Genomic DNA, 26,934 nt, shown 5'->3' on the forward strand with positions numbered 1-26,934 from the left:
CGATAAAAAGCATATTTGTTTATACTAAATGTTAAAAAATACACACTAATCTGAAAAATTAAATATTTATTGAAAGAATACTTTTCTAGATAAGAAACTGTTTGTTGAAATTGAAGGCAAAAGATTTAAAACCAACAAATAATAAATTAATACTTAATATTTAAAATCTCCAACTTTTGGGTTCCCCCCGCTATATTAAAAGGAATTACTTCTCCAGCCTTATGGCCGGTGAGGGCCACGGCAATAGGAGCAACAAATGCAATTTTTCGCTTCTTAACATCAGCTTCGTCTACACCCACTATCTGAAATGTTTGAGGAGAAGGAGATGTTGAAATTTTATAACTTACCGTAGCGCCAAAGCGCACTTCATTTTGGGGCTGGGTGGCAGGATCAAGAATACGGGCAGAGGCAATGCGTTCGTTCAGTAAATCCAATTTACCATTTAATACCGCCAGCTCAACCCGGCGTTGCTGCTCATGAGTGGTGGGGAGAGTAGCGCACGCATTCTCCAATTGCTCGCGCTCGCTCTGTAAAAGTTTCATTCCCGTGGGGGTTACGTAGTTGGTAACACCTTCTGGCAATGCAGCGCGCGGAGGTATTATGGGTGTTTCTTCTTGGTCGCCTTCTTTAACAAATCCTCGACTCATACTACTTTATTATATCTAAAAAACACTTTTATTTTAATTGCTGGGAATTTCAAAAAACATAGTAATATAATAAAGACTGCCTAAAAAGGCAGTCTTTCATTTAAAAAAAGTATTTTTTTACTACTGCTTTATAACTTTAAAAGTAGAATTCAATTCGCCAGAGGATGCATTTATAAAATAGATACCGCTTTCTAAATTTGCCATATCTATTTCTGTAATGTTACCGGTTGCAGCTTCTTCTGCAATTACTTGCCCCAAGATACTGTAAATTTTGTAACGGTCTAATTTATAAAGGGAGGCTACCGTTACTTTATTGCTTACAGGGTTAGGGTAAAAAGAAATATTTTTTCGAAATTTTTCTTCCAGGGAAGCCGTTTGTTCTACTGTTATGGTTCCGACCATACCTGAATGCACCTCACATTTATAATCATTTACACCCGTTTCCGTAAATGTGTAAGAAAACTGCGAGCCACTTCCCGTAAGTATACCACTGTCAAAATCTTCTTGACTGCCAGATTCGCTTGTCACCGAATGGGGAACTTCATCTGTCCAAGTCCATCTTACGGTATCACCCATTTCTATTGAAATACTTACGTTTGCACTAGGTACGCCAACAAACCAGTCTAGGTCAAAAGTGGTTTGTGCAGTTGCCATCGAGGCGGTTAGCACTGTTAATAATAAAAGTTTAATTTTTTTCATAATAAATGTTTTATGGTTAATAAATAATTGATGTTATTAATTTTAAATATTTTCAAATTTCAGCTGTATGCTTCATAAACAATTTCTCAAAAAACACGGCTTATATTAAATCCGAAAAAGAAGTCTCCATCACTCCAATCGCCTTGGCCTTGTATAATATATCCTTCTTCAAACATAGCTTGGGCATTCGTAAAGTGCATTTGGAACACGTGCCCACCTGTTTCTATATCTACGCCCACTGACAATGGGTTTCTAAAATTGGAATTTTCGTTTCTGTTTAAATGGAGCCCGTAATCTGCATTAATGCTTACGCGGGTCGATATTTTATAGCGTCCGCCCAGGCCCAACGCAAATTGGTTATGGTCTTCATCGTAATTTAACGTGGTTCCATCTGCCAAAACCTTACGACTGCGGGTTGCCAAGTTTTCATGAATATAAGTTGGGGCCAGTAAAAATGAAAACGATTCATTGAATTTTCGCGACACTAAAAGCTGTGAAGTATAGGTAAGCCTGTCAGAAAATTCCAAATTTGCATACTGATCCCTTTCCAATGAACTATTGATTGTTGCCAGATTATAGCCCACGAGGGTTACGGGAAACCCATCCCTTTCCTGGGTTATTAATTGGTACTTGGCGTGAATTCCGTATTTTTTTTGAAAAGAGCTTCGGGCAATTCCTATATTAAGCCAATCGGTAAATCCATAAATAAACTTTAACTGGGTTACTGCATTGTCCAGGCCGAAGAAATCGTCAAAACCATTTTTTACCGATCCGAAACGGTGCGCCACCACAAAATAGAAATCATTTTTACTGGCAAGTTTTGTAGATTCAAAATTTACCACTTTCAGACCCTTAAAAGCGGCAATTACCGTTTTGTCGATTTCTGCTTCGTTTTCCAGATTGTTCAGTAAATCTTCTTGTGAAAAAAGACTCAGCGGAAGAAGGAACAGTAAAAAAATAATTTTTTTCATCATTAAAGCTATTTTATCATGCTGCATTGATCCAGTTTTACGATTTCAAAAAGCTCGTCATACCCAATACATCTGCCTTTGATTGCTACTTTGTTATTTGCTCTCAGTTCCGGGATTTCCTCGGAAAAACTTGCATATACACTTTCGTTAAGAGTAACTGCGCCTTCTTCTATAGCGGTTATAGTTCCGGTTACGGTTATGGTTTTGTTGAGCAAACTAGCACCATCATCTGTTTTAAATCGTTCCAACAAATAAGGCGCTGTAATTTCCAGTTGTGAGGTTTCCGATTGAATGTCCCGATGGTCTTGGTACATATAGTTATAAACCATAAAACCACCGATTACAACCAACAATATCAAAATCAGGAATAATCTTTTCTTTTTCATTTGTTTTCTTATTATTGCTTCTGAAGTTTAAATACTGTGGAAACGTTTACCTCATCGGCAATCTTTTTGCTTACGATGGATGGAATTTTAATGTTGAATTCTTCTGGTTTTAGTACAAATTGGGCAGTAACCCATACATCTTCTCCTTTTTTTGAAATCACCGCGGGCACTTCCATGGTCTTGTCAGTACCGTGAAGGTTGAAAGTTCCGTTTATAACATATTCTTTCTCTCCCGATAATTCGGAATAGTAAAAATCTTGTATCTTACCTTTAAAGGTAGCTTTGGGATATTTGGAGGATTCTATATAATTTTCATTAAAATGTTCTTCCATTAATGCCACTTTAAAACGAAATCCTTTCATTAGAGCAAGTGCGGCAAAATTTCCAGTGCCAGTTTCCAAAACTGCGCTTACATTGTTGTTTTCAGCCTTAACTTCCTCAAAAGAAGGAACGGAGGCCTCAAAGTTTATTTCTCCGGTTTTGGTCGCAAATTTTTCTTGGCCAAATGCAGTTACCACAAAGGCGAAACAAAAAATCAATAAAACGATTATGGTTTTCATATGTAGAATTATTTTATAAAATCTAGTTTTCCAGCAGTCCATCTTGGTTCCACTGTATTATTAAGTCTATTTGTTGTTGGGGCAATCGTGGCCCGCCCAAGGGCATTAACCCTTGCTCGCCTTCGTTTCTGCTTATTCGGTCTATTAGGCCTCTGGTTTCAACAGCATTTTTTATTTCCGAATAATTGGTCAAAGGCATAGGCGCGCCATTTTGGGGCGGATTTCTGTGGCAGGCAGTACATACATTTTCAAAGACAAAGGCCACTTCTTGAAAGGTTACAACCTCTATAGGATCTTGTTCGTCAATCGCTACAATATCGTCATAAGTGCTGGTGGTGCAGCTTACCAACAAGGCAGAAAAAAAGAGGAAGCAGTATTGTTTCATAAAGTGTTTGTGTTTTTTCCTATATAGTATTAGAACATTTAAATAAGAGAAAACCCTACTTAGTGAAGTAATTTTTTTGAAATGAACCCTTGTTCCCAAAATGTATCCAAACAAAAAAGCCACGGAAAACCGTGGCTCATTCGCGGGGAAATTAAACAAACAACTATATTTTTTCAAAGGTGAGGAAATCGGTGCCGCCATTGCCACCGCTCACATCTGTTAATTGAATTTTTGAATTGGTTACCGAGATTATGTCCCAATCATCTGACAGTTCTTCGAAGTCTGGTGGCGAAGCAAAGAAAATATTGAAGTCGGTATCGCTGGAGCCGCCATCGTCATCATTGGAATTGCTATCTGTTACTGACCAAGTTCCTGTAATTGTAGTACTTCCGTTTATCGCTACCAGTGAGCCGTTTTCATTAAAAGTAAACGTATAACCGGTAAAATGGTTTGTTTCATTTTGATCAGAATCTAAGTAATACGTTATTTTCCATGAGCCGCTTTGGGCGGTGTTTTGGGTTTGCTGTATTGTAGTATTCTGCGGCTCATTGTTATCATCGTCCTTATCACAAGACATGGCAAGACCGGTGTAGATAAATATAATAAGCATTCCTTTTAGTGTCAATTTCATAGTTTTAGAATTGTTTTAGATTAGTATTTGTACAAAATAATGTTATTGAGTTCTTTAATTCTTTTTAAATATCAAAGTGTCTTCAATTTCCCCTTGACTGTTTCGGGTTATAAAAGTTACCGATGTGGTCGTATATTGTAATGCTTTGTATTCATCATCGTCAGCGCCATTTATTGGGCTGTCCATATCAAATTCAAAATTGAGTTCTGTTCCGGTTACCGTGATTATCCAGATACCGTACACATATTCCGATCCGTTGGAGGCAAAAACGGTTTCATTGTTGTAAAAATTGAAATCATAGCCATTAAAATCGGAAGTCTCATCCCCGCCATCGTCCAGAAACTTTTCAACGTACCATGTGCCAGAGACCAAAATATCGCGCAGTTCCTGTGGGTCGGGGCCGCCACCGCCACCGCCGTTTGGCTCGCGGCCAAAGGTGAGGTAGTCTGTCCCGCCACCGCCGCCACTTACATCAGAGAGACGAATAATAGTCTGTGTAGCTTCCAGCACTTTCCAATCATCGTTTAATGCTGCAAAATCACCATTTGTACTTGTCTCAAAATTCATTATGAAGTCCAGATTGCCGCTATTTACTTCGGCGGTCCAAAAACCGTTAATTGTGTTTCCGTTGCTTACCGATGTGGCTGAGCCATTTCCGAAGAATGTAAATTCGTATGCATCAAAATTTGAAGTATGGTCCGTGCCGTTTTCTTCCAGTAAGTTTACATACCAGTTTCCCGTAATCAGGTTTTCAATAAAAAGGTTCAACTCGGTGTTGTTGCCGCCCGTATTTGGATTTCGGCTAAAGGTCAAAAAGTCTGTACCGCCATCACCGCTTATGTGTTTTAGGGTAATAATTTCGGCGGTTGCCTCCAGTATTTCCCAGTCTTCATCAAGTTCATCCAGTGGGGCAGTGGTTCCGAAGAAAAAGTCAATTTTAAAATCATCAACAAGGGCCCACGTTCCAGCTGTAATTACACCTGCTTTTACCGTTTGTGCCGTTCCGTCCAGAGCGAAGGTAAATTCATAACCGGCATAATTGTCGGTTTCGTCATAATCATCAAAAAAATACGCTACGTACCAAACCCCCGTGGTAAGATCTTCCTCAAACTGCGAAATATCTATAGGGTCTCCACCGCCATTGGCCACACAGTCCGTAATTAAAGTTTGCAATGCCGTATGGCTGCTCACTTCTGTTGTGGAACCATCTTCGAGCACCACCGAAATTGGGAAATCTAAACTTATAAAATCGTCTGGTCCCAAATTTTGCAGAAAGCTGTAGAGTTCAATATCGTTATTAATTGTAACGGTACCCGTTTGCTGTTGGTCTGCGTTATAGGTGAAAAAAGAAATAGGATATACAATATCCAAACAGCCTATTTCCACTTCATTGGCGCCACAGGAAGCCGCGAGGGCATCCAGCTCTACTTGGCTATTTACGGTAACTTGCGTGAAATCAAACAGTTCCAAAGTAATAGGAAAGTTTATTTGTAACGTATCGGTATCATTGGGGAACTGGTTAAATATTTGTACAATCAATAAAACATCCTCTGGAGTATTGACGGTTACCTGTTGCCCATTTGCAACTACCGTTATCGGGAGCACCACCGAAGCGCAGCCGTTGCCATCAATTATATCATCATAGGTTCCAGGATTTTGGGAAGTGCGCAACAGCAAGGTTGTGAGTGGCGAACTGGCGGTTATAGTTTCCTCTTGGGTTTCATCAATATGCTCTTCCTCCTCTTTTTGGCAAGATAAGAGCGAGAAGCCCAAAAAGAGCACCGCGAAAAATTTGAAAAAATGCATTTTATTCACATTCCGAAAGTTAACGTGTTATACCATAATAACAAATAAAGAAAAAACTACCCTACCCTACAAGTGGAAATATTTTTAAATATATTTGACCACCGTCAATCTCATGTATGAAAGAACCTGAAAACGTTTGTAACGAGAGTATATTCAATCGTCTTTACGAAGCCCACGGCAAACCGGTCTGGCGCTTCATCTATTATAAATGTGGCGATGGAGCGCAGGCGGACGACCTGGTGCAGGAAGCCTTTATAAAACTGTGGCAAAATTGTGCAAAAGTAACCCAGGAAAAGGCAAAGTCTTTTTTATACACCGTTTGCAACAATGCGTTTTTAAATGAAGTAGCGCACAAAAAAGTTGTTTTGAAATACGCCAAAGCAAAGCCCACAATAACAAATTTTCAGTCTCCGGAGTTTATAATGGAGGAAACGCAATTTCACGAAAAGCTCAAGAGTTCAATTGAAAATCTTACCGAAGCGCAACGCACCGCCTTTCTTTTAAACCGTATTGAAGGAAAAAAATATGCTGAAATTGCCGAAATTTTAAATATATCGGTTAAAGCCGTGGAAAAGCGAATGAGCAAGGCTTTGGCAACGCTTCGGGATGAAATTGGAAATATATAATATATTTTAAGGTAGGGTAACGCCCGTTATGGCTGTTATACCTTTGAACATAATGAAAATGGAAAAAGACCAATTATTGCACAAATGGCTCAACAATGAAGCTACTGCAGAAGAGCTGGAACAGTTAAAGGCAGATCCAAAATACGCTTCCTATCTTCAGATTGCCGATGCCAGTTCAGGTTTTGGGGTTACTGAAATGAATAGTGAGGAAAACTTCGTAGCTATTTCAAAAAGGATAAAACCCGTTCGTCAATTACAAAAGCCGAATGTTTTTTCAGTGGTTTGGAAGGTGGCCGCAATATTCGTATTGCTGCTGGCGGGGTATTATTATACTACCACTTTGGACACTTCCATCACAACCGATATTGCACAAACAGAAACATTTTTGCTGCCCGATGATTCTGAAGTTATGATGAATGCAGGCTCCCAGATTACTTATAACAAAAAGGATTGGGAAAAAACAAGAATGCTTTCCTTGGAAGGGGAAGCATATTTTAAAGTAACAAAAGGAAATAAATTTAGTGTGAAAACTCCTGAAGGAACCGTAACCGTGTTGGGCACACAATTCAACGTTTCCGCACGGGATGGGCTTTTTGCGGTTTCCTGTTATGAAGGTTTGGTAAGCGTGGCCTTCAACGAAACGTTTATAAAATTGGCTGCCGGTGAAAAAGTGGAAGTGGAAAACGGAAAACTAGTAAGTAGCGGTGCTACCGAAAATCCTTCGCCAGTATGGATCCACAGGGAAAGCAGTTTTGAAAATGCGCCCCTGCAAAGGGTGATAAAAGAACTGGAAAGGCAATATCCCGTAAAAGTTTCCGTAGAAAATATTGATACCGCCAAAAGATATACCGGCACCTTTACCCACAAAAACCTTGAACTCGCACTAAAGTCAATATGTGAACCCCTGCAGCTGAATTATAAAATAAATAAAAACGGAGCAGTAACCATTGATGCCAAAAATAGCAAGTAGCTACCAAATCTTGGTTTTCCTTTTGGTGTTCTGTGTCTTTGGAACAAAAACCACGGCGCAGGAAACTGAAAAGACTAGCCTTGTGGCCTATTTGGAAACTTTGGAAAAGCAATATAATATCCGCTTTTCCTATGTTGGGAAAGAAGTTGAGGGCATTACCCTAAAACCGATTTCCCAACAGGATACACCTATTGAAAACGTACTATCCTACCTTCGGGAGAATACGCCCTTTCTTTACAACCGTATCAACGAACGTTATATAACCATTACTTTCAAGGAAAATGAAGACCACCTTTGCGGAAGGATAATCGACTTTGAGTCCCAATTGCCGCTTGAAGGAGCAACTATTATTTCAGAGAATAATACTTTCAAAACAGTCTCAAACGCTGAAGGTTTTTTTTATGTCCCAAAACCAAACAAAAAAACAAATTTTACAGTTACCTATGTGGGGTATGCCCCAATCAAAAAAAGCACCTTAGATTTAGCTGCAGATTGTGCTGCTTTACTTCTTGTACCTTCAGTTTCGGAGCTTGAGCCTGTTATGGTGCAAAACATTTTTACCAAAGGAATAGATAAAAACCTAGACGGATCCATTTTGCTTTCCACCCAGCATTTCGGTCTGTTACCAGGACAAGTGGAGAATGATGTGCTGCAGATTGCGCAGGCACTACCGGGTGTTGAGAGTGTTGATGAAACTATTTCCAACATCAACATCCGCGGTGGCACGCACGATGAAAACCTGATGCTTTGGGATGATATTAAAATGTATCAAAGTGGGCACTTCTTTGGCCTAATTTCCGCTTTTAATCCTGACCTTACAAAAAAAGTGACCCTCTATAAAAATGGAACCAACATCCGTTATGGCGATGGGGTCTCGGGCGTGCTGGATATGCGTTCAAAAAATACACTTTCCGCAAAAACCGAAGCGGGAGTAGGCTTCAATCTTATAAACGGAAACGGGTTTTTGGAACTTCCCATATCTACAAAAACAAGCATACAGCTAGCTGCGCGAAAATCCATTAACCACCTTTGGGAATCGCCCGTTTATAAAAATTATACCAAACGGATTTTTCAGGATAGCGAAATTACCAATGTTGAAAATAGCCAAAACAACATTGCAATAAATACCGAAGAGGATTTCAGTTTTTACGATGTAGGCACCAAATTGCTCTGGGAGGTTTCAGAGAAAGACATGCTACACATCAACTTTTTGACCATAGATAATTCCTTGGATTTCACCGAAACCTTGGAAACCACTTCCCTGTCTAAAACAAGTAAATTGGAACAGCGCAGCCTGCTAGGTGGTATTTCTTGGGATCGCTCCTGGAATGATAAATTTGAAACCAGTGCTTTAGTATACGGCACCTATTATTTGCTGGACGCTATCAATAAAGATATTTTTACCACCCAGGAACAAAAGCAACAAAACGAAGTGCTGGAAACGGGCGTGAAGCTGGACGCTGCCCTCAAACTTTCGGAAAAGCTAAAACTACAAACTGGCTATCAGTTTTCAGAAATAGGTATTGCAAACACCCAGGATGTAAATTTGCCTCGGTTTCGCGATTATGAAAAGGATGTACTGCGAACCCACGTGGTTTTTGCGGGATTGAATTATCTTTCCGGCAACCAAAAAACTTATCTCTCAGCTGGTTTACGTGGGAATTATTTTGTCAAATTTGAAGGGTTTCGCTTTGAGCCCAGAATGAATTTTCATCAAAAATTGGGGAACGGCTTTGCGGTTGAGGTTTTGGGCGAGTTCAAGAGTCAAAGCACAACCCAACGTATTGATTTTGAAAGTGATTTTTTGGGCCTCGAAAAACGTCGATGGGTCTTGGCCGATGGACAGCAAACTCCCGTTATTCAAAGCAAGCAAGCCTCTGCAGGGGTGGTTTATAACAAACGCGGTCTGTTTATAAACACCGAAGTTTTTTACAAAATTGTTGAAGACATAAATATTGCTAATCAAGGTTTTCAGAACCAATTTCAATTTTCAAAAGCATTAGGGGAGTATACGGTAAAAGGGGCGGAGTTCGTAGTCAACCAAAAAACAAAATCGCTCAGCCTTTGGGCCAGCTATATTTACAGTAAGAATGATTATGAGTTTAAAAGCTTAATGCCTTCTTCGTTTCCCAATAATTTGGATATTCAGCATGCTGCAAACGTGGCAGGCAGCTATTCGTGGCATGCCTTCAAGCTTGCTTTGGGAGTGAATTGGCACAGCGGAAGACCTTATACCGTTCCATTAAAAAATGCAGAAACTTCTGTAGAAGGGGGCGTTACAACCATTCAGTACGACCTGCCCAATAATGAAAGATTGCCGGATTATTTTAGAACTGACTTCTCGGCGGAATACCTTTGGAAACTATCATCTTCCATTGATGCCAAGCTAAACTTTGCGCTATTAAATCTTTTGAATACCCAGAACGTTTTAAACGTCCGCTACACTTTGATAGCCGATGAAAACAACCAAGCTTTAGTAAATAAGGTTGAGGAAATTTCCTTGGGTATTACACCCAACTTTTCGTTTCAGCTTTTCTTTTAATAGCGCTGTAATTATTCCATGAATTCGTCAATCGTCCCTCTTCGGACCTAATCCTTTATTTTTTTCCCTGAATATAACTGATTATTAACAATACCAAAATCAAGACAACGGTGGCAACAAATAAATTTCCTACACCCATAATAAAAACGGTTTTAAAGATTTGTAAAAGTAAAGATAAAACAATAGATGGAATCTAAGGTATTGCAGTTTTAAAATAGATTTATAAACCTTATCTCGTGGTTTTTCGCTGGTTTTTCTTACATCCCGAATGGATAGCATCCTAAACACCTGAATAACATAAAAGTGACACTATTGCCAAAAGCAGGGAAAGACCTGTGATTAATAAAATGCTAAATTTTATAGGCTTAACAGAAAATACGTTAAAGCCTGACCTTTTTCCCCTTGGCATATATGGGTATTATGGTTAAGTAAGTTAGTAAATTCAATAAGGGGGCAAACAAAAATAGAAGTGTTCAATAGATATAAATATCCTAAAAAGTTCTTTTTTTAATCCATATGCACCATTTCGTCATTATTACTCGAGCTTTTAAATAGGAAGCTTTTAATGGAAGATGTAAAAAACGGCAGTCAGAAAACAAAAGACCACCAGTAGCAGCTGGTTTTATGGCTAAAGTATCTTTCCTTTTTCATAAGTGGAAAAAGCTGATGGGACCTATTGTAATTACCATCAGTATTCGTGCAGATATGTACAATAATATACTAAACCTTTCAAACAGCATAGCAGTACACAGAAAGAGGTGATGCAATAGCACATAACTGTTAAAGTATCGTGAAGTACTATTTCTTTTGAAACTTTCATTTTAACTTTAATGAAAAAGGACAATATGAGATCAATTTGGAATGGTTCAATAAGTTTTGGTTTGGTGTCAATTCCCATAAAAATGTACAGTGCTTCCGAAGACAGAAAACTTGACCTGGACATGCTTGATGTACACGACAATGCCCGAATACGGTATAAACGCATCAACGAGGAAACAGGAAAAGAAGTAGCATGGAAGGACATCGTGAAAGGCTTTAAAAAGGATGATGCTTATATTGTGCTGGAGAAAGAAGATTTTGAAAAGGCAAATATGAAAAAGAGCAAAACAATAGATATAGAAGAATTTGTAGAGGAAGCCCAAGTTTCCGATCTTCTTTTTAAAAAGCCTTATTTTTTGGAACCACAAAAGGAAGGTGGAAAAAGCTATAACCTTTTACGCGATGCCCTTAAAAAAACAAAGAAACTGGGCGTTGCTACTTTCGTTATGCGCCAAAAGGAAAACTTAAGTCTTATAGGAGTCTATAAAAATGCCCTGGTAGTTCACGTTATCCGCTTTGCCGATGAAATCAGGGACCCCGAGGATTTGAAATTACCCACTGCCAAAGTTTCTAAAAAAGAAGTGGATATGGCGCTTTCACTTATTGAAAATTACACTACCGACTTCAAACTTGAAAAATATAAAGATGTTTACAACAAACAGTTGATGAAAATAATCAAAAACAAAGCATCTGGAAAGAAATCACGTACTAAGAAAGTAGATACCACCCCCACCGCCGCCAACGATCTTATGGCAAAACTTAAGGCCAGCCTTGAAAAGAAAAAAAGTAAAGCTTCCTAATTGTGGCACTGCAGGATTACATAAAAAAACGAAAATTCAACAAAACACCAGAACCAGAAGGCGAACTGGATGATAATAATGCTTATCGCTTTGTGATCCAAAGGCACAAGGCTAGCCATTTGCATTACGATCTACGTCTTGAAATGGAAGGCGTACTAAAAAGTTGGGCAGTACCAAAAGGTCCTTCCATGAATCCCTCAGATAAACGATTGGCCATTATGACCGAAGATCATCCTGTAAAATACCTCACGTTCCACGGCGTAATTCCAAAAGGAAATTATGGCGCTGGGGTGATGGACATTTGGGACGAGGGTACCTATCAAGTTCTGGAGGATGAAGATCCAGTTAAACAATTAAAAAATGGCGACCTTAAAATTGAATTCTACGGAAAAAAAATAAAAGGAGCTTTCGCTCTAGTGAAAATGAAAAGGGATACTGAAAAGAACCAATGGTTACTGATCAAAAAAAAGGATGCCTTTTCAACAGATCTACATTATGATGCCGAGATTTTCGCATCAAAAAAAAAAGTAGCTAAACCCGGAAAATTAAAACCCCTAAATACCAAAACCTATATTGAACCAATGCTGGCCAGCACGGGAAAAAAAATATTTAAGGACCCCGATTGGGTTTTTGAGTTGAAATGGGACGGCTACCGTGTGTTGGCCAATATTCAGGATGGCCATGTGGAGCTATATTCCCGCAATGGCATTTCCTACAATAAAAAATTTGCTTCCATTAAAAAGGAATTGGAAAATGTGTCTAACGATTGTATCCTCGATGGGGAAGTGGTACTTGTAAATAAAAAAGGAAACTCCGATTTTCAAAAACTTCAAAATTACGATGCGGGCACTTCTGGAGATCAATTGAAATATTATGTGTTCGACTTGCTCCACCTAAACGGCCACGATACTTTGGGGCTTAGTCTGCTGGAACGCAAAAGCCTCTTGCCAGAAATATTGAAGGACTTAGATAACGTAGTTTATTGTGACCATATCAAGGCAATGGGCCCCACACTCTACAAACGCGCAATAGATGCAGGGATGGAAGGGGTAATTGCGAAAAAAGCCGATTCAACTTATACTCCTGGCTACCGAACTTCAAATTGGCTAAAAATTAAAAGTACCAATACCGAAGAAGCTATTATTTGTGGCTATACCGATTCTGTTACTGGCGGAGCTCTTTTTGGTTCGCTTATTTTGGGAATGTTCCATGGGAAGAAACTTATCTATGTGGGCAATTGCGGTACCGGCTATTCCAATGCGGAACAAAAAGAAATATTAGAGAAGCTTAAGGCCATTGAAACGGATACCAATCCTTTTGAAAAAAAAATTACCTTAAAGGGAAGAAACCCCCACTGGGTAACGCCACAATTAATCTGTGAGGTGAAATTCTCCGAATGGACAAAAAACGGAATAATGCGGCACCCTGTATATAAAGGGTTGCGGAAGGATAAGGATTTGGAGGAAATAAGGCCACAGTCAAAAAAGACTTCCACAAGTACTCCTGCCAGCGCTTCCTCACTGGAGATAGATGGTATATCTGTGCCTGTTACGAATCTAGAAAAAGTGTATTGGCCCGCATCAGGATATACCAAATATGATTTGATTGACTATTATTTAAATATTTCTGAAACCATTTTGCCATATTTAAAGGATCGTCCACAAAACCTTCACCGTCATCCTAACGGTATTCAAAAAAAAGGTTTTTACCAAAAAGACAACGAGTCATTGCCCGACTGGGTGGAATCAATTAAAATTTATTCCGAATCTTCCAAAAAAGAGATTGACTATCTGCTTTGCCAAAATGAGGCCACTTTACTTTATATGGCAAATCTAGGCTGCATCGAAATTAATCCGTGGAATTCCACAATTAAGAATTTAGATAAACCCACCTATACGGTAATAGACATTGATCCTTCTGATAAAAATAATTTTGAACAGGTAATAGAAGTTGCATTAGCAGCTAAAGAAGTATTGGATTTGGCGAAAATTAAGGGGTTGTGCAAAACTTCTGGATCCAGTGGCATGCATATCTATATTCCATTGGGAGAAAAATATAATTATGAGCAAGCGCGTGACTTCACCAAATTATTGTGCTATTACATCCACGAAAAATTACCAAAACTCACCAGTATGGAGCGTGTGGTGAAGCTTAGAAAAAATAAAATATATCTAGATTTTTTACAAAACAGACGGGGTCAAACCTTGGCAGCTCCCTATTGTGTACGACCAAAGCCCGGGGGTACTGTTTCCGCACCCCTATTGTGGAAGGAGGTAAAACCAGGTTTGGATCTTTCCAGTTTTACTCTTAAGAATATGCCGCAACGAATCTCCCAAAAGGGTGATTTATTTAAAGCTGTATTAGAAAAGGGAATTGATATGAAAAAGACGATTGAAATTTTAAATTCTCATGAGGGTTGAGGCAAAAGTTTTTTGCAGTAGAATAGGGAAGTTGCTCTGTCTGAATACCTTTATTAGTCGTTCGGTTATATATAGCACACGATACTTTAATTTATAATAATTTCATACTGAATCGGCTTAAATGTGCCCCCATTGCTATCTTCGGCCGAGCAGGCTGTAAGGCCAACTATTAAATCCATTTGGGCCTCAAAGAGTACAAAATCATTTGGCTGGCTCATAGGGGGCAAGACCGAGAGCTTGCCATTACTGTCAAACTGTACATTCATAAAAATATTAAAGGCTGTGGGAATGTCATCGGGAAAAATATTGAACGGTTTCAAATTTGTATAAAGGTTTTCAAAACAGCTGGGGTGGTATTCAGGATTATCATACATTATCTGAAAGGTTTCGGGACTGCAGGGCGCCAATAAAAAATCATTTCTGCCATTGGTGTCCTCCAGTATCTTCACCATCTTACGGCTACGGTTGCTCCATAGATGGTTTCCGGTACTAATAAGTATGCTTTCCTCAAAATCTAAGGTTTTACCAGATGATATCTTTTCACGTATATCGTGTTCATTAAAAAGTACCATATCGCTTACCTGCATTCCCTGCGGATCTATAACACGTAATCTTTCACCTTTTTTTAATGTAAACGCAGCCCCTGTTTGGGGGGCAATCTCCTCTATCATATTTTCCTTATTTTTTGATGTGATCTTTATGGTTCTTTTTATAAATCTTCTTGTTGTAATAGCCCAACACCAAATTTACAATAACTATTATAAGCGTACTTGCTGCCAGTTCTATATACATACTCAAGGCTGCCAAACACCCCAGCGCCGCACTGCACCAAATAGCGGCCGCGGTTGCCAGGCCAGATATTTCTCTTTTGCGTTTTACTATAACGCCTGCGCCCAAAAAACCCACGCCTACAATAATTTGACCTGTAATTCGGGTTAAATCTACATTAGGCAAATCAATATATTGAAATGAGATTCCAATAAATATAGCGGCTCCCACAGCTACCAATGCGTTGGTCTTAAGTCCTGCATTCTTATTTTTCATCTGGCGTTCTATCCCTACACAGATTCCAGCTATCATTGCAATTACGGTATTTAATATAAATTCAAAGCTACTTATGGGCTCCATACTACGGGGTTGGTTGAATTATTTATGGTGAAAGGGGCACTTCCAGGTTTGCCCTACCTGTCGGCCACTGTATTGGCGTGCTTCACTTTCCTCCCCAAAATCCTGCAATACTGGGTTAATGCTTCCTTGCAGAGCAGCATCACGCTCCCTTATCTTATCGCGCACTTTATAGTAAACGCCCATCTCGCGTAACTTTTCAAATTGGGAATGTAGATTGAATACTAAGGTAGGGTAAGGGGAGCGGCGTGCCATGCGCGATGCTAGGGGATGAAGGCCTACTACATAAAAAGCTTTTCCTCCCAGACTGAAACTAAAGTTTGGATTATTGGGATCTTCACTTACCGTCGGGTCCCATGGCTTTATATCTATTTCATGCAAAAACTGTAATTGACGCCATAAAAGATTTTCAAATTCTATCTCACTTACTACCTCCGCCTCTGGAAATACGGCAATAAATGACTCAAAATCCTTACTCTCAAAATCGTAATGGGCTATATAGTTTTTTAGGTCGGCCATTAAGGCGATCGCAGTTTTTTTGCTCCCCAAACTCTCATAAACGTTTAATTGGTACTTTTCCATTTGGAAAACCGTATTGGCCATAATGCAGGGATGATTTTCTTCTAAAATGAAGTTTTTAAAATCACGGGATATAGCATCGTTTCCTTGTGATTGTATTGATGGTTTCATAGCTTTTTTTATGAAAATTATTAAATTGAGCCTATAAAACCCATTGTTTTAATATTTCCTTAGCGGCTATTTAAAGCTATTTTAACAGGTTTAATCCATCCGAAAGCAATTGTGTTAATCTTTTGATTTATAAAGCAACATAAGCAGTAACATAGATGAGTTCAGCAAAAATGAAATTCCATTGGTGAGGATGATGGGGTAGTCATTTTTAATAATGCCATATATCACCCACAGGCCTACCCCGCCCAAGAGCAATACAAACATAAAGGGCGAAATATCCATCACTTTCTTGGTCATCCAGGATTTTACAAGCTGGGGCAATACGGCCACTGTAGTAAGTATTCCGGCAATAAACCCTAAAATTTGCTCTTCCATATTTATCGGTCCACATCCGTTAAGAGCCAGGCCTTAAGGTGCTGGTTCATATCTTCACTATGCAATACGGTAATATCACCCGTTGTTTCAAAAACCACCGCCTCTATTTCTGAATAATCAGTTACATTGGCTTCCCGTAATTTAGCGCGCAAATCTCCCTCGGTTACCCTGGCTTTTCTTAGATTATCATGAAATATATCCTTATGTTCCATTAACAATAAGGGAGTATTGTCTATAGCATTTTGAAACGGCTTATAACGCCTAAAGAATGCTGCCGATAGTTGAAAGAAATAAATAGCCAGTAGCCCTAGCGCTCCCTCAGCCAAAGACACGGTACTGGACAAAACCGTAGTGGCAATTAGCGACCCCACTGCCACGGTCATGGCAAAATCAAAACTGGACATTTTACTGAAGCTCCGTTTTCCGAAAATGCGCGTAAAGGCAATCACTAATATATAAATCCCTAAACAGCTTATTACTATCCGCCCGGCACTGGACCATGTAAGGTCTAATATTTTTTCCATAATAGTTGTTGTTTGATTCGACTAGTTAAAAAAAAAGTCCGTATTAAACGGACTTTTATATGTACATTCAAATAAGGTTATTTGGCCTTATCGTTTAATCGTTTTTCTGCAAGATCATTCAGTTTTTTGTCGGCATTATACTCTTCGTCCAATGTCTTCTGAAGTTTCTTTGCAATAGCGTCATGGCCCAACTCCTTGGCATAGCGCACTGCCGTGCCGTAGCCCGAAATCTCATAGTGCTCCACTCGTTGCGCCTCGGCTATCATTCCGGCATTCTTTACATCATCGTCCTTCACCTCATCGAGAAAATCCTCGGCTTCCTTTATCAATCCCTTCATTGCCTTACAGGTCTCCCCGCTCGGATCAATGTCCAGATTATCACAAATTTCCTTTAGGCGTTGCTTGTGCTCCTTGGTTTCTTCCAAATGGTCCTCAAAAGCTTTTTTGAGTTTCGCGTCCTTCGCATTCTTTACCATTTTAGGTAATGCCTTTGTCAATTGATCTTCAGCACTGTAAAGATCCTTTAATTGATGTTCAAATAATTCTTTTAAGTCTTTCATAGTAATAAGTTTTTTTGTTTTGAACTAAAATTAAAAATCATCCCTCACACAAAAAACTACTTTACCAATGTTTTAACGCTCCTGTTTTAAAATCGACACATTTTTAACGAAAAGTGTTAGTGATAAGCTAACCAGTGGCTTGGCAAAGGAGCGTACATGGGTAATTTCAATAATAACCATGACGCTATTCAGCATTATTGTCAATTGGTTCAGCAAGTATGAAGTGGGGGTTTTATATTTTATTACAATAGCTTGTGTATAACAATCCGCAATTCCCCAAGTATCCAATATATATTGGGTGGGTAATCCACTTTTGTTTTGGACTGGCGTTTATGTGTATACTTGAATGGCTTTGGAAAATAACCCCTTATAATTTTTAGCATAACTGCTTTTTGAATATATAATTCATTTGAATAATAAAAAATGATACCCTTATGTGCTATCATAAAATTAACGGCTCCAAAGGAAGCAATTCAAAAAGAATTTGAGGCCGAATTTGATGGGCGAGAATTTTTTTTCAACAGAGACCATAAAGGGTTTTGCATTTTCAAAGCATTGCGTGATCTTAGATTAAGCCAGGGGGCATAAAAGCAAGTCGAGTTAGGGGTCATTCCTGTTTGCACAAAGATGACAGCATAAAGACAATCCTGTTTATTATAAAAAAAGCGTCTGAATTACTTGTATTCAAACGCCTTACCTATAGGATTGTAGAATATTATTCTTTGAAGTTAACCATCCAATTAATTCCGTATTTGTCGGTACATCTGCCGTAATGTGCCCCCCACGAGGTTTTTTGAAAAGAGGTGTGTACTTTTCCCCCTTTTGATAATTCGGCAAATGCAAACTTTGCGCCCCCCTCATTATCCATATCCACACCTAAGTGCATATTAGTTCCATCGGTTAAGGGAGTGTCTGGGGCGGCATCGTATCCAAGTATTGTAAAATTTTTTCCTCTTAACTCCGCATGCTGCCATTGGGTTCTGTAATTTTCGGGGAGGTCAATAGCTTTGTTCTCATATGTCTCAATATTTACTATTTCACCTCCAAAAATTTCTTGATAATAGTTAAAGGCCTCTTGACATTGACCTCTGAATGATAAATAGGCTTCAATTCTCATAGCTGTTTTTTTGTTTGTTAATGGTTCAAATTATCTTCTAAAAAGGCGTGACAAAAGCCCCAATACTAATAGCACCAAGAAAATGTAAAAAATAATCTGGGCAATGTCCGCTGCACCTTCAGCTATTCCACCAAATCCAAAAATGGCAGCGATAATAGCAATTACTAGAAAAATAATAATCCATCGTATCATAATAATAAGTAGTTTTTTTGTTAGTATGGAACTAAGATACCTATGCAAAACAAGCTATAAAATTTTTTAAAGGTAGTTTAACGGCAGTTGTTAAATATTTTAAAACGCAAGGAGATAATCTTGGAAGGGGAATTTTTCTTGTTAATTAAACTCTAGTCGAAGTTGGCTAGTACGCGATAATTAGTGAGCTGCTTATAAAAGTGTTCGTGGTTTACCGAAAATCAAACACACAATTCAAGAGATGAAACAAATAAATTGCAAGAAGAGCATTAAAGAAGCATACGTGCCGCTATAAATTGTCAATATTTTAAAACACACCCGAAGTAGATATAAGCCATTAAAAATAATTCCTACAAAAATTAACAAATAAAAGTAATTGATATTCAATTATTTACTAAATTTACCCTACAAGTTATCCAACTTTGGATAGTTATTACCGCTCTCCTCAATTTTAAGCAATACCTGTTATCAGGTACTACATTTCCCAATTGAATAATTTAAGGATTGTCCAACTTCAAAAATTGAGTAAAATGACTGCAAAAAAAATTATTAGAGTTGGGGCTTCTAAAAAAAAGACGCCCTTGACAAATGTTGCCACCTCTAAAAAAAGGATGGTAAAGAGCACTCCCAAAACAACTGTAAAAACCCCTGTACGTCCCACCATTGCTAAGCGGGGAAAAGTTTCTGCCAGTACGATAAAAAAGGTAGGCACTGTGGCCCAAGTGAGGCACTTTAAGTTTGCTGAGGAGAAGCCTCTTCGGTTTGATCCCAAAAAAGTTAATGCTGAGGTTTTTAAAAGAGGCGCCAATGCCCCCAAAAACATTGAGTTTGCCATGGAACCCACCGAGGGCGGTGTGGTGCTTTTTCATCCAACCCCAGGATTTACGAGCCAAGAAAAGCAATTGGCGCAACTTTCCATCTGGGTTAAAATCTATAACAAAGGCACGGAAACGGTTGATCTTGACGAAGTAATTTTGGAATATAAAAAGGGCAATACTACCGTAAAAAAGGAGGTGTATCTGCCCACAGATAAACTTGTTATTGAGCCTGCCCATTCCGCCAATTGGCAGAATAGTCGTGAATATCATGAGAATGGCGATGTGGTTTTTCTGGAGGCTCCATTTCCGACTAGTGTAAAATTGAGCTTTAAATTTAAAAACTATAGTGGGGCGCTCTCAGTTACCAAAAGTCTAAAACCCTATGAGCACGCAGTTGCACTTCCTTTTAGTAAAAATGATTTTGGCGATGAGGAATACATTTCCGGTTATTCCATGCACGGTGGCGGCAGCCAGGTGTTTGCTTATGATCTGGTTGTGGATGCTTATGAGGATAAAGCTTGGCGAGGGGTGCTCCCTGGCAAGGACGGGAGTAAAAATGAAGACCATCGTATCTGGGGTAAGCCTATAAGGGCAATGGCAGATGGCACCGTGCTACATTTTGAAAACAACATTCCCAACAATTGGAAACCCGATGGGTCAGAGGCAGGAATGAAAAAGCAAAAAGATGAGCTTTGGGGTTCATTTGATTATGGTGGCTCCGGCAATCATTTCTACATACGTCACGGCAATGTGGTTGCTCTATATGCCCACATGCAGAAAGGTTCATTAACCAGTGGCTTACTAAAAAAGGGCGCAACCGTTAAAAAAGGTGCCATTCTGGGAAAAGCTGGCAATGCGGGCAACTCCAGTGGCCCGCACCTACACATACATATAAAGGCATATAAAAACGATAGCGAACCGGACAGCGGTGCTTTTAGACCATTACTGTTCAACACGGGCTATGCAATAGGAAAGGATAATTATAAAACTCCGAAATCCAATATCAATTGGTCTAAGCTAAATACCCAAGGTATTCCAGGACAAAAAAGTAAGGCGTGTTTTGTAGCAATGGAACATCCCTATTGTGAATATCCAACCAATTGGGGTGAAGTGGCAAAACAGGGAGTATCTCATGCTAATTATCAAACAGAGTTTGACAAGATTTGGACATGTGGCTATTATCCCGTATGGGTTGATGGTTTTGATGTAAACGGAAAAACCTATTTCAACGTTATTTTCCGCCCTTCAAAAAAAGTGGCCTGGGTAGCACGGCACGATATGGATGGCAAAAAATACCAAGCTGAATTTGACAAATGGAACGAAGAGGGATATAGGCTTATAAATATAAACTCCTATCTGTTAAAAGGCAAGTTGCGGTATGCAGCAGTATGGAAAAAAGATAATTCTGTAAAATGGATGGCCTATCATGGACAGCCACTTGCCTGGCATGAGGCTAATTTTGAAAAACATCATAAGGCAGGTTGGGTGCCGGTAAATGTTTCCTGTGTTTTCGTAGGCTCAAAAACATATGTTGCAGCCCTTTGGGAAAAGAAAAGCACTGGTGGTTTTTACTTACGGCCTGAAATGGATCTGCAAGCCTTTAAAAATTACTTTAAGGATTATTCCGAAAAGAAAAAGTTCAAACTCGTCTATTTGGACGCTTATGTAAAAGGAGGAAAACCACAATTGAGTGGAATATGGTATAAAAATGCACCCGACTATAATACGTGGTGGGAAAAACACCATCTCTCTAGCACACAATACCAAACTGAATATACCAATATGCTTTCCAAAGGCTATCTTACCCGTTGTGTTGTGGGTTACGAAGCTGATAATAAAGCAACTTATGAAGGTATTTGGTCTAAATAATCTCAAGAAAAGGACAGATAGCGCGCCTTGCTTTATCGATACCAAATAGCTTCTTCATAGGCTGTTATCTGTCCTTCTTATAATTAAAAGAAACCATCTGCCGTAGTTGCACCTTTTCAAAAGACGCTAGGACTTGTTAATCCCACTAATGGTTTCAAAAGTATATTATGCCCAAAATAGTAAACATACCACCCAGTATTTTCTTGGCGCCTTTTGTACGCAATTATACCCTTTTGGACTTTAATACTAATGAGGCAGGGCTAATTTGGCCATGTTATTCCGGTCCCGAAATGTGCCTACTTTTTTTTCAGGGTGCGTTTCCTAAAAATTTGGCAATTAACTACGCTCCATCCCTAGACCAAGTATTAACGCGTATTTGGTTAAAAGGGCTTTTTACCCAATTTAAAGAAAGTTGGAAATTTAAGGGGAAGTATTCCATTTTCAAAATACAGTTTACCCCTAATGGCTTTCATAGCCTGTTTGAACTGCCTTTAAAGGAATTCAAAGATAAAATTGTGGATGCCCAGGCTGTTTTTGGCAAGGAAATTTTACCGTATTGCGAACAGTTGCAGCAGGCACAGACCATACATGAAATGGCCGCACTTACCGATGAATTTTTAAAGAGTTATGTAGTTCAAAGAAAATTAAGTAGTACCAAAAAAAGCGTAGCCCTGGTTTGCAATGCAATAGTGCAGTCTAATTGTGCAATATCGATAGAAGAGTATGCAGCAATGGCCAAGATGAGTATTCGCAATTTTGAACGAAATTTTATAAAACAGGTGGGAACAACCCCCAAGGTGTTTTGCCGTTTACTGCGCTTCCATCGTGCCATACAAACAAAACTCATAAACCCCAGTAAATGTTGGACCAGTATTGCACTGGATTGTGATTATTATGACCAGATGCACATGATTCGGGATTTCAAAAAAATTGCTGGCATCTCCCCGACAGGGCTTTTTGAAAATAACTATCCTTCTTCCCTTCGTATTAAAAATGTAAAACGATCTATCGCAATATAAGGTTCATTCCTAGATTTATTAAAATAAGCTGTCGCTTTTGTACTATTTCAATTAATGGGGGAGTATTAACTTTATTGTTTCCTTGTATGGTATTTAAAAGCGATGAATTTTTCACTCCTCTGATTAAATCGATTTGCTTACATTTTAAAGTATATATCAAAAAACTTCCCTTTGAAATGATTGTAAGGTTTGTTGGTTACGTCAGCAAACATAATAGTTAATGGAGTATGCCCAAAATCCAAATGGAAACAGAGTAGGCACTAACCTATAAATATGTAATCATGGCAAAGAATCCTGACTACCCAAACAGAAACTTCAAGATCCATATCGATTTTGAACAACCCCCAGAAAGAGATTTCCCGCTTATCGGCTTTCTTTTTCATTGGCGGGGAATATTGCTCCAATGGCAATATGCGAAAGACAATGTTCTGGAATTTAACCTAGACAAATTGCCAGCGCATAGCCGTGAAATGAAAATAAACCCGGAACAGCTCAGGCTTTTTATTGCACCAGCTTCCGACAAAAAAATTACACACATTAAAACTACGCAAGAGTTGCAAAACTATAAGGCTTATGAACCCATAATGACATGGAACGCTAACCAAGAAATTACTATTTTACCAATTCCTGAGGTATTGTCCCGTTTTTGGCTTAAATGCAAATGTCGCGTTAGTGGAAAGGTTTCAAAATGGTTCAACCTAGGGAACAGCTGGGTAGATCGACCTGTTTGTAGGGCACGTGTACATATTTGTGAAATAGACCCTATTTGGTATTGGATCTATAGAATACCGGATCATATAATCGCCAAGGTCCCAGATGCCATTTTAAAGCCCGTTTTTAAATTTCCGATTCCTATACCAGACCCAGCGCCTTTTCAGCGTATTGAGCGCTTTCCGATGATGGAAGGGTCAAACGAGGAGAATATTTTTAAAACGCAATCTTATACAGAACTGCGTAAGGAGACGCTTTCCAAATTACCCGAATTGGGTTCTGAAATTAGACAACAACTCGCTTCTGGCAACCTTAATAATATTCGGGAAACAATTGCAAAAAACTATACATTATTTCACCCGTGGTTTTGTTTTTGGCCTTGGTGGTGGCCCTATTTTTACCGTTGTAAGGAATTGGCTGTGGTTGAAACTAACGCGAGTGGCAGGTTTGAAAAGAGCATTTACTATAATTGCTTTGGCGATAAACCCGATATTTATATTTGGGTGGAATATATGATAAATGGGGTGTGGACTACAGTTTACAAACCACCTATTCCTTGCAATACGCACTGGAACTATGCTTGCGGCACCGATATAAACATCCACCTTACCCATAATATGGTTGCGGGTGATTGCTGTTGCGATTGCCATCTGCCGGGACAAAATGTGTGGTTGCGGTCTGTGGGCCATACTAGCGTTTCACATATAAAACAGACGCATCAACTGCTGCCACCACCTATGCAATCTGTGGTATATGACCGGGTTGGGCTAACCGATGCCGGCGCTGCAGGAGATAGTTTTTTGGTTACCACAGTCGATGATTATAAAAGACCGTTTGGAGGAAACCCTACATTTAGACTGGGCTTTGGTAGCGATCTGCCAAATTCCAATATGTACTATTATCGCTGGAGCTATAGAAAAATATCCCTTACCGATCTATCTCCCCTCTCTTCCTATGAGCCACTGGAGCCTAAAGGGGCAACATTCTATAAAGGGTATGATTACGTTTATACTGATTCTAATGGCGATGAACAATGGGGCGCTGACAAGGTAAAACTGGGTCCTTTTACCGAAGGGCCCAATGACAACCTGTACATTATACCGCCGGAATTACCAGAAATGGCACCTTTCAATATAGCGGCAGATTCGCATCCACATTGGCACCAACAGACTTATAATATGGATACAATAACGTTTGATTCCACAAATCTGGAAGGTGATGGTCTCTATGAGTTTAAACTGGAGTTGTTTGACAAAGCGGGTAATCTTCTACAAAATCTTCCCAAGGCAACCTTTAAAACGCCACGGCATGATGATGCAAGCTTTAGTGAGAATGCGCCCGATATTTTACTGGAGAATCCCACTTCTTCCAATGCGGATGCCTTCAATGTTATTATGCGCATAGACAACGGCCAGTGCGAAGGCGATATTTACACCGTGAATGTGAATGGCGAACCAGCTTCTTCCAACTGTTGTGGCTTTGTAAAATACAAGCCCGCTGGCGAAGAAGCCGAACTAGAGCTTACCTTTAGGGCGGTACACCCTACCAATTTTGCTGAGTTCAGCTTTGGTGTGGTTAAAGGAACCTGCGGAAGTGTGGCAACAGCCTCTGCACGGGGAATGGTTATAGACAGTGCCTCTGGCTATACTTTGAACACAGCCACCGGAATATACAGCAAGACATTTACTCCTTCCGAATTATTGGGCGAATGTTATGAAAATGGAACCGGTAAAGCGGCCTTTGCAGAAACCTTGCACATAATTTCTACGGCTACGGACGGAATATCACGAGTTGCTAAAGACTATGGAAGGACTGTGGCGTTTGCATTGGAGCCTTAAAGGTCTCATAATCTCAAATAAGCAAAAAACCGTAAATTTAGTTTTACGGTTTTTTCTTTTCTTCCGTTGACAATTGCTAAAAACACAACAAGTCGGAGCGCGAATACCTTCTCCCAAGATTTCAAGCATGCTTAGCTATTTCATAAAATAAAAAAGCCACACCTTCAGGTGCGGCTTTCTCAGTTAATGGTGGAGCCGGAGGGATTCGAACCCTCGTCCAAACGCGCAACCATATTGCTTTCTACATGCTTAGTTTTCGTTTTGATTTTCGAGAGATTGCCGGTTGAAAACTACCAACGCACTCCTTAGCTCCATTTAAGTTTCGCAATCGCATCAGAGCCCTGCGATTGCTAGGTTTACTTTCACGAAGCCGCTAAATCGAACGCCGTAAACCAAGGCCTTCGAGCGACTTCCTGCTTGCCCACCTTGTGGGCCGAGGCATACCGTACTATAATTCGGGTTATGCAGCTAGGGCGTAGTTATTCTCGCCGTTTAAAAAGTGTGAAATATGATATTAACGAGCTATATCCCAGCGCTCGGCATGCTTACAATACAATTAGACCCGCTGTCAAAACCAGTCGGCCCCTTTTTTCAATGAACAATTGTCAATAAACAATTACCAATTTTTGAATGCTTATAGCATATAGCTTACAGGATACAGCTGCCAAAGATACATGAAAAACCCTATCTTTGCCACCGCAATATTAAATCAATATTCACGCCAAAAAGTTATGAATCTACGTGTTTTACTCTTTTTTTTTCTTATGAGTATTGCTGCAAGTGCTCAAATTATTAATATTCCAGACGCCAATTTTAAAAATGCTTTGGTAAATACCATATGTGCAGATCTCGATGCCAATGGTTCTCTTGATGGTGATGTGGATACAAATAACGATGGGGAAATAGATGTAGATGAAGCTGAAAATGTTTTTCGATTGGTGGTAGATGATCAAAATATTGATTCCATGGAAGGATTACAATACTTCATTCATCTTTTTCGATTAAGTTGCCAAGATAATAACTTAACAGAATTGGATTTGTCTGCTTTACAATATCTGGAAACAATAGGTTGTGGGAGAAATCAACTTACTACGCTTGACTTTTCAGGTAATTGGCGATTGGAACATATAGTGTGTGAGGATAATAATTTAATTGAAATAAATATCACTCAATGTGTCAATCTTGAAAGATTATACGCTTACGGAAATCAACTAACTAGTTTGGATCTTTCCCTGTTTCCTCAATTAAGGGATTTGAACTTACAAATTAATAATTTTACCCACTTGGATGTAAGCCAAAATCCTTTACTAGACTCCTTTAATTGTGGCGATAATCAATTGTCCACTTTAGATATTACACAAAATCCATTAATAGATTGGTTGGTTTGTGTGCGCAATGATCTGGAAATTTTGGATATGAGAAATGGCAATAATTCCATATTGGAAACCTTGCAAGCACAAGGAAATCCATTACTTGAGTGTATTCTCGTAGATGAAGAAAATGCTCCTCGCCCAGAATGTGACCCTCCATGGAATGACGGTTGGTGTGTGGATCCCGGTGTTCGCTTCAGCGAAGATTGCCTGTTAAGCACCGCTGAGTTTACAAAGTCTGCTTTTACAATATTTCCCAATCCGGCAGGCAACGTTTTGAATATTAAAAGTTCTAAGAAAATTGATCAGGTGAAAATTTATAGCCTACAGGGAAGATTGATTTCTGAAGGCTCTGAACCGAATTTAGACCTTTCAAAATTTGCAGCTGGAACATATATTGTCAAAGTATTAATAGATGGAACTTTAAATACTAAAATGCTTGTAAAAAAATAAAATTCTTAAAA

25 protein-coding genes and 1 other RNA gene are annotated in these 26,934 nt (G+C 39.2%); 9 read left to right on the forward strand and 17 right to left on the reverse strand.

Features of this window, described 5'->3' with window-relative positions; translation table 11 throughout:
* Positions 1-146: 146 nt before the first annotated feature.
* The 8 genes from JK629_RS08960 to JK629_RS08995 form a co-directional block, all read right to left on the reverse strand.
* Positions 147-647: a GreA/GreB family elongation factor gene (locus JK629_RS08960; RefSeq protein WP_202335300.1), complete on the reverse strand. Its 501-nt coding sequence runs from the start codon at positions 645-647 to the stop codon at positions 147-149.
* Between the two features lie 120 nt (positions 648-767).
* Positions 768-1,346 carry a T9SS type A sorting domain-containing protein gene (locus tag JK629_RS08965; RefSeq protein ID WP_202335301.1) on the reverse strand — a complete coding sequence of 193 codons (579 nt, stop codon included), beginning with the start codon at positions 1,344-1,346 and terminating at the stop codon, positions 768-770.
* 86 nt (positions 1,347-1,432) lie between these two features.
* On the reverse strand, positions 1,433-2,320 hold the full coding sequence (locus JK629_RS08970) for a DUF5777 family beta-barrel protein (RefSeq protein ID WP_317193637.1): 888 nt from the start codon (positions 2,318-2,320) through the stop codon (positions 1,433-1,435).
* 5 nt (positions 2,321-2,325) lie between these two features.
* Positions 2,326-2,703, reverse strand: a complete 378-nt coding sequence (locus JK629_RS08975) for an OB-fold protein (protein WP_202335302.1) — start codon at positions 2,701-2,703, stop codon at positions 2,326-2,328.
* Between the two features lie 11 nt (positions 2,704-2,714).
* A complete protein-coding gene (locus tag JK629_RS08980; protein ID WP_202335303.1) occupies positions 2,715-3,263 on the reverse strand; it encodes a YceI family protein in 549 nt (182 codons plus the stop codon).
* A gap of 22 nt (positions 3,264-3,285) precedes the next feature.
* Positions 3,286-3,648, reverse strand: a complete 363-nt coding sequence (locus JK629_RS08985) for a hypothetical protein (protein ID WP_202335304.1) — start codon at positions 3,646-3,648, stop codon at positions 3,286-3,288.
* A gap of 163 nt (positions 3,649-3,811) precedes the next feature.
* Entirely contained in the window at positions 3,812-4,279 is a 468-nt protein-coding gene (locus JK629_RS08990) for a hypothetical protein (protein WP_225625987.1), read from the reverse strand.
* A gap of 54 nt (positions 4,280-4,333) precedes the next feature.
* Positions 4,334-6,085 (reverse strand): hypothetical protein, encoded by a 1,752-nt coding sequence (locus tag JK629_RS08995; RefSeq protein WP_202335305.1) that lies wholly within the window; start codon positions 6,083-6,085, stop codon positions 4,334-4,336.
* Between the two features lie 116 nt (positions 6,086-6,201).
* Here JK629_RS08995 and JK629_RS09000 point away from each other — a divergent pair, with 116 nt between their 5' ends.
* From JK629_RS09000 to ligD, 5 genes are all read left to right on the forward strand, one after another.
* Positions 6,202-6,711 carry an RNA polymerase sigma factor gene (locus JK629_RS09000; RefSeq protein ID WP_202335306.1) on the forward strand — a complete coding sequence of 170 codons (510 nt, stop codon included), beginning with the start codon at positions 6,202-6,204 and terminating at the stop codon, positions 6,709-6,711.
* A gap of 58 nt (positions 6,712-6,769) precedes the next feature.
* Positions 6,770-7,681 carry a FecR family protein gene (locus JK629_RS09005; RefSeq protein WP_202335307.1) on the forward strand — a complete coding sequence of 304 codons (912 nt, stop codon included), beginning with the start codon at positions 6,770-6,772 and terminating at the stop codon, positions 7,679-7,681.
* Complete coding sequence (locus JK629_RS09010; RefSeq protein WP_202335308.1) at positions 7,662-10,223, forward strand: carboxypeptidase-like regulatory domain-containing protein; 2,562 nt, start codon at positions 7,662-7,664, stop codon at positions 10,221-10,223. The genes JK629_RS09005 and JK629_RS09010 overlap by 20 nt, the downstream gene beginning before the upstream one ends.
* A gap of 845 nt (positions 10,224-11,068) precedes the next feature.
* Positions 11,069-11,842 (forward strand): non-homologous end joining protein Ku, encoded by a 774-nt coding sequence (gene ku / locus JK629_RS09015; protein ID WP_202335309.1) that lies wholly within the window; start codon positions 11,069-11,071, stop codon positions 11,840-11,842.
* A 2-nt stretch (positions 11,843-11,844) separates the two neighbouring features.
* Positions 11,845-14,262 (forward strand): DNA ligase D, encoded by a 2,418-nt coding sequence (gene ligD, locus JK629_RS09020; RefSeq protein ID WP_202335310.1) that lies wholly within the window; start codon positions 11,845-11,847, stop codon positions 14,260-14,262.
* An 86-nt stretch (positions 14,263-14,348) separates the two neighbouring features.
* On the opposite strand, the gene JK629_RS09025 is transcribed toward ligD, so the two are convergent.
* The 8 genes from JK629_RS09025 to JK629_RS09060 all read right to left on the reverse strand — a co-directional run bounded on the left by JK629_RS09025 (position 14,349) and on the right by JK629_RS09060 (position 18,845).
* The gene (locus tag JK629_RS09025) at positions 14,349-14,933 is read right to left on the reverse strand and encodes a DUF1989 domain-containing protein (protein WP_202335311.1); all 585 of its coding nucleotides are present in this window, start codon (positions 14,931-14,933) and stop codon (positions 14,349-14,351) included.
* Positions 14,934-14,940: 7 nt separating this feature from the next.
* Positions 14,941-15,390 carry an MgtC/SapB family protein gene (locus tag JK629_RS09030; protein ID WP_202335312.1) on the reverse strand — a complete coding sequence of 150 codons (450 nt, stop codon included), beginning with the start codon at positions 15,388-15,390 and terminating at the stop codon, positions 14,941-14,943.
* An 18-nt stretch (positions 15,391-15,408) separates the two neighbouring features.
* A complete protein-coding gene (gene gntA / locus JK629_RS09035; protein WP_202335313.1) occupies positions 15,409-16,077 on the reverse strand; it encodes a guanitoxin biosynthesis heme-dependent pre-guanitoxin N-hydroxylase GntA in 669 nt (222 codons plus the stop codon).
* Positions 16,078-16,191: 114 nt separating this feature from the next.
* Positions 16,192-16,452 carry a SemiSWEET transporter gene (locus JK629_RS09040; protein WP_202335314.1) on the reverse strand — a complete coding sequence of 87 codons (261 nt, stop codon included), beginning with the start codon at positions 16,450-16,452 and terminating at the stop codon, positions 16,192-16,194.
* A gap of 2 nt (positions 16,453-16,454) precedes the next feature.
* A complete protein-coding gene (locus tag JK629_RS09045; RefSeq protein ID WP_202335315.1) occupies positions 16,455-16,976 on the reverse strand; it encodes a DUF421 domain-containing protein in 522 nt (173 codons plus the stop codon).
* A 77-nt stretch (positions 16,977-17,053) separates the two neighbouring features.
* Complete coding sequence (locus tag JK629_RS09050) at positions 17,054-17,536, reverse strand: YciE/YciF ferroxidase family protein (RefSeq protein ID WP_202335316.1); 483 nt, start codon at positions 17,534-17,536, stop codon at positions 17,054-17,056.
* Positions 17,537-18,251: 715 nt separating this feature from the next.
* On the reverse strand, positions 18,252-18,653 hold the full coding sequence (locus JK629_RS09055; RefSeq protein WP_202335317.1) for a VOC family protein: 402 nt from the start codon (positions 18,651-18,653) through the stop codon (positions 18,252-18,254).
* A gap of 30 nt (positions 18,654-18,683) precedes the next feature.
* On the reverse strand, positions 18,684-18,845 hold the full coding sequence (locus tag JK629_RS09060; protein WP_202335318.1) for a DUF1328 family protein: 162 nt from the start codon (positions 18,843-18,845) through the stop codon (positions 18,684-18,686).
* A gap of 530 nt (positions 18,846-19,375) precedes the next feature.
* Here JK629_RS09060 and JK629_RS09065 point away from each other — a divergent pair.
* The 3 genes from JK629_RS09065 to JK629_RS09075 all read left to right on the forward strand — a co-directional run bounded on the left by JK629_RS09065 (position 19,376) and on the right by JK629_RS09075 (position 25,100).
* Positions 19,376-21,532 (forward strand): peptidoglycan DD-metalloendopeptidase family protein, encoded by a 2,157-nt coding sequence (locus JK629_RS09065; RefSeq protein ID WP_202335319.1) that lies wholly within the window; start codon positions 19,376-19,378, stop codon positions 21,530-21,532.
* Between the two features lie 167 nt (positions 21,533-21,699).
* Positions 21,700-22,551, forward strand: a complete 852-nt coding sequence (locus JK629_RS09070) for a helix-turn-helix domain-containing protein (RefSeq protein ID WP_202335320.1) — start codon at positions 21,700-21,702, stop codon at positions 22,549-22,551.
* A 281-nt stretch (positions 22,552-22,832) separates the two neighbouring features.
* Positions 22,833-25,100: a hypothetical protein gene (locus JK629_RS09075; protein ID WP_202335321.1), complete on the forward strand. Its 2,268-nt coding sequence runs from the start codon at positions 22,833-22,835 to the stop codon at positions 25,098-25,100.
* 187 nt (positions 25,101-25,287) lie between these two features.
* On the opposite strand, the gene ssrA is transcribed toward JK629_RS09075, so the two are convergent.
* Positions 25,288-25,686: a transfer-messenger RNA gene (ssrA, locus tag JK629_RS09080) on the reverse strand.
* An 88-nt stretch (positions 25,687-25,774) separates the two neighbouring features.
* Here ssrA and JK629_RS09085 point away from each other — a divergent pair.
* Positions 25,775-26,923 carry a T9SS type A sorting domain-containing protein gene (locus JK629_RS09085; protein WP_202335322.1) on the forward strand — a complete coding sequence of 383 codons (1,149 nt, stop codon included), beginning with the start codon at positions 25,775-25,777 and terminating at the stop codon, positions 26,921-26,923.
* Positions 26,924-26,934: the final 11 nt, after the last annotated feature.

Origin of the sequence: Aequorivita iocasae, assembly GCF_016757735.1 — a bacterium.
GTDB lineage: Bacteria > Bacteroidota > Bacteroidia > Flavobacteriales > Flavobacteriaceae > Aequorivita > Aequorivita iocasae.

What these genes read in the sequence shown, in the direction of transcription:
- JK629_RS09050 (WP_202335316.1), bottom strand. Translation starts at nt 17,536, where the DNA reads ATGAAAGACTTAAAAGAATTATTTGAACATCAATTAAAGGATCTTTAC.
- gntA (WP_202335313.1), bottom strand. Translation starts at nt 16,077, where the DNA reads ATGAAACCATCAATACAATCACAAGGAAACGATGCTATATCCCGTGAT.
- JK629_RS08975 (WP_202335302.1), bottom strand. Translation starts at nt 2,703, where the DNA reads ATGAAAAAGAAAAGATTATTCCTGATTTTGATATTGTTGGTTGTAATC.
- JK629_RS08980 (WP_202335303.1), bottom strand. Translation starts at nt 3,263, where the DNA reads ATGAAAACCATAATCGTTTTATTGATTTTTTGTTTCGCCTTTGTGGTA.
- JK629_RS09070 (WP_202335320.1), top strand. Translation starts at nt 21,700, where the DNA reads ATGCCCAAAATAGTAAACATACCACCCAGTATTTTCTTGGCGCCTTTT.
- JK629_RS08995 (WP_202335305.1), bottom strand. Translation starts at nt 6,085, where the DNA reads ATGCATTTTTTCAAATTTTTCGCGGTGCTCTTTTTGGGCTTCTCGCTC.
- JK629_RS08985 (WP_202335304.1), bottom strand. Translation starts at nt 3,648, where the DNA reads ATGAAACAATACTGCTTCCTCTTTTTTTCTGCCTTGTTGGTAAGCTGC.
- JK629_RS08965 (WP_202335301.1), bottom strand. Translation starts at nt 1,346, where the DNA reads ATGAAAAAAATTAAACTTTTATTATTAACAGTGCTAACCGCCTCGATG.
- JK629_RS09060 (WP_202335318.1), bottom strand. Translation starts at nt 18,845, where the DNA reads ATGATACGATGGATTATTATTTTTCTAGTAATTGCTATTATCGCTGCC.
- ku (WP_202335309.1), top strand. Translation starts at nt 11,069, where the DNA reads ATGAGATCAATTTGGAATGGTTCAATAAGTTTTGGTTTGGTGTCAATT.
- JK629_RS08970 (WP_317193637.1), bottom strand. Translation starts at nt 2,320, where the DNA reads ATGATGAAAAAAATTATTTTTTTACTGTTCCTTCTTCCGCTGAGTCTT.
- JK629_RS09075 (WP_202335321.1), top strand. Translation starts at nt 22,833, where the DNA reads ATGGCAAAGAATCCTGACTACCCAAACAGAAACTTCAAGATCCATATC.
- JK629_RS09065 (WP_202335319.1), top strand. Translation starts at nt 19,376, where the DNA reads ATGACTGCAAAAAAAATTATTAGAGTTGGGGCTTCTAAAAAAAAGACG.
- JK629_RS08960 (WP_202335300.1), bottom strand. Translation starts at nt 647, where the DNA reads ATGAGTCGAGGATTTGTTAAAGAAGGCGACCAAGAAGAAACACCCATA.
- JK629_RS09030 (WP_202335312.1), bottom strand. Translation starts at nt 15,390, where the DNA reads ATGGAGCCCATAAGTAGCTTTGAATTTATATTAAATACCGTAATTGCA.
- JK629_RS09085 (WP_202335322.1), top strand. Translation starts at nt 25,775, where the DNA reads ATGAAAAACCCTATCTTTGCCACCGCAATATTAAATCAATATTCACGC.
- JK629_RS09025 (WP_202335311.1), bottom strand. Translation starts at nt 14,933, where the DNA reads ATGATAGAGGAGATTGCCCCCCAAACAGGGGCTGCGTTTACATTAAAA.
- JK629_RS09010 (WP_202335308.1), top strand. Translation starts at nt 7,662, where the DNA reads ATGCCAAAAATAGCAAGTAGCTACCAAATCTTGGTTTTCCTTTTGGTG.
- JK629_RS09000 (WP_202335306.1), top strand. Translation starts at nt 6,202, where the DNA reads ATGAAAGAACCTGAAAACGTTTGTAACGAGAGTATATTCAATCGTCTT.
- JK629_RS08990 (WP_225625987.1), bottom strand. Translation starts at nt 4,279, where the DNA reads ATGAAATTGACACTAAAAGGAATGCTTATTATATTTATCTACACCGGT.
- JK629_RS09005 (WP_202335307.1), top strand. Translation starts at nt 6,770, where the DNA reads ATGGAAAAAGACCAATTATTGCACAAATGGCTCAACAATGAAGCTACT.
- JK629_RS09055 (WP_202335317.1), bottom strand. Translation starts at nt 18,653, where the DNA reads ATGAGAATTGAAGCCTATTTATCATTCAGAGGTCAATGTCAAGAGGCC.
- JK629_RS09040 (WP_202335314.1), bottom strand. Translation starts at nt 16,452, where the DNA reads ATGGAAGAGCAAATTTTAGGGTTTATTGCCGGAATACTTACTACAGTG.
- JK629_RS09045 (WP_202335315.1), bottom strand. Translation starts at nt 16,976, where the DNA reads ATGGAAAAAATATTAGACCTTACATGGTCCAGTGCCGGGCGGATAGTA.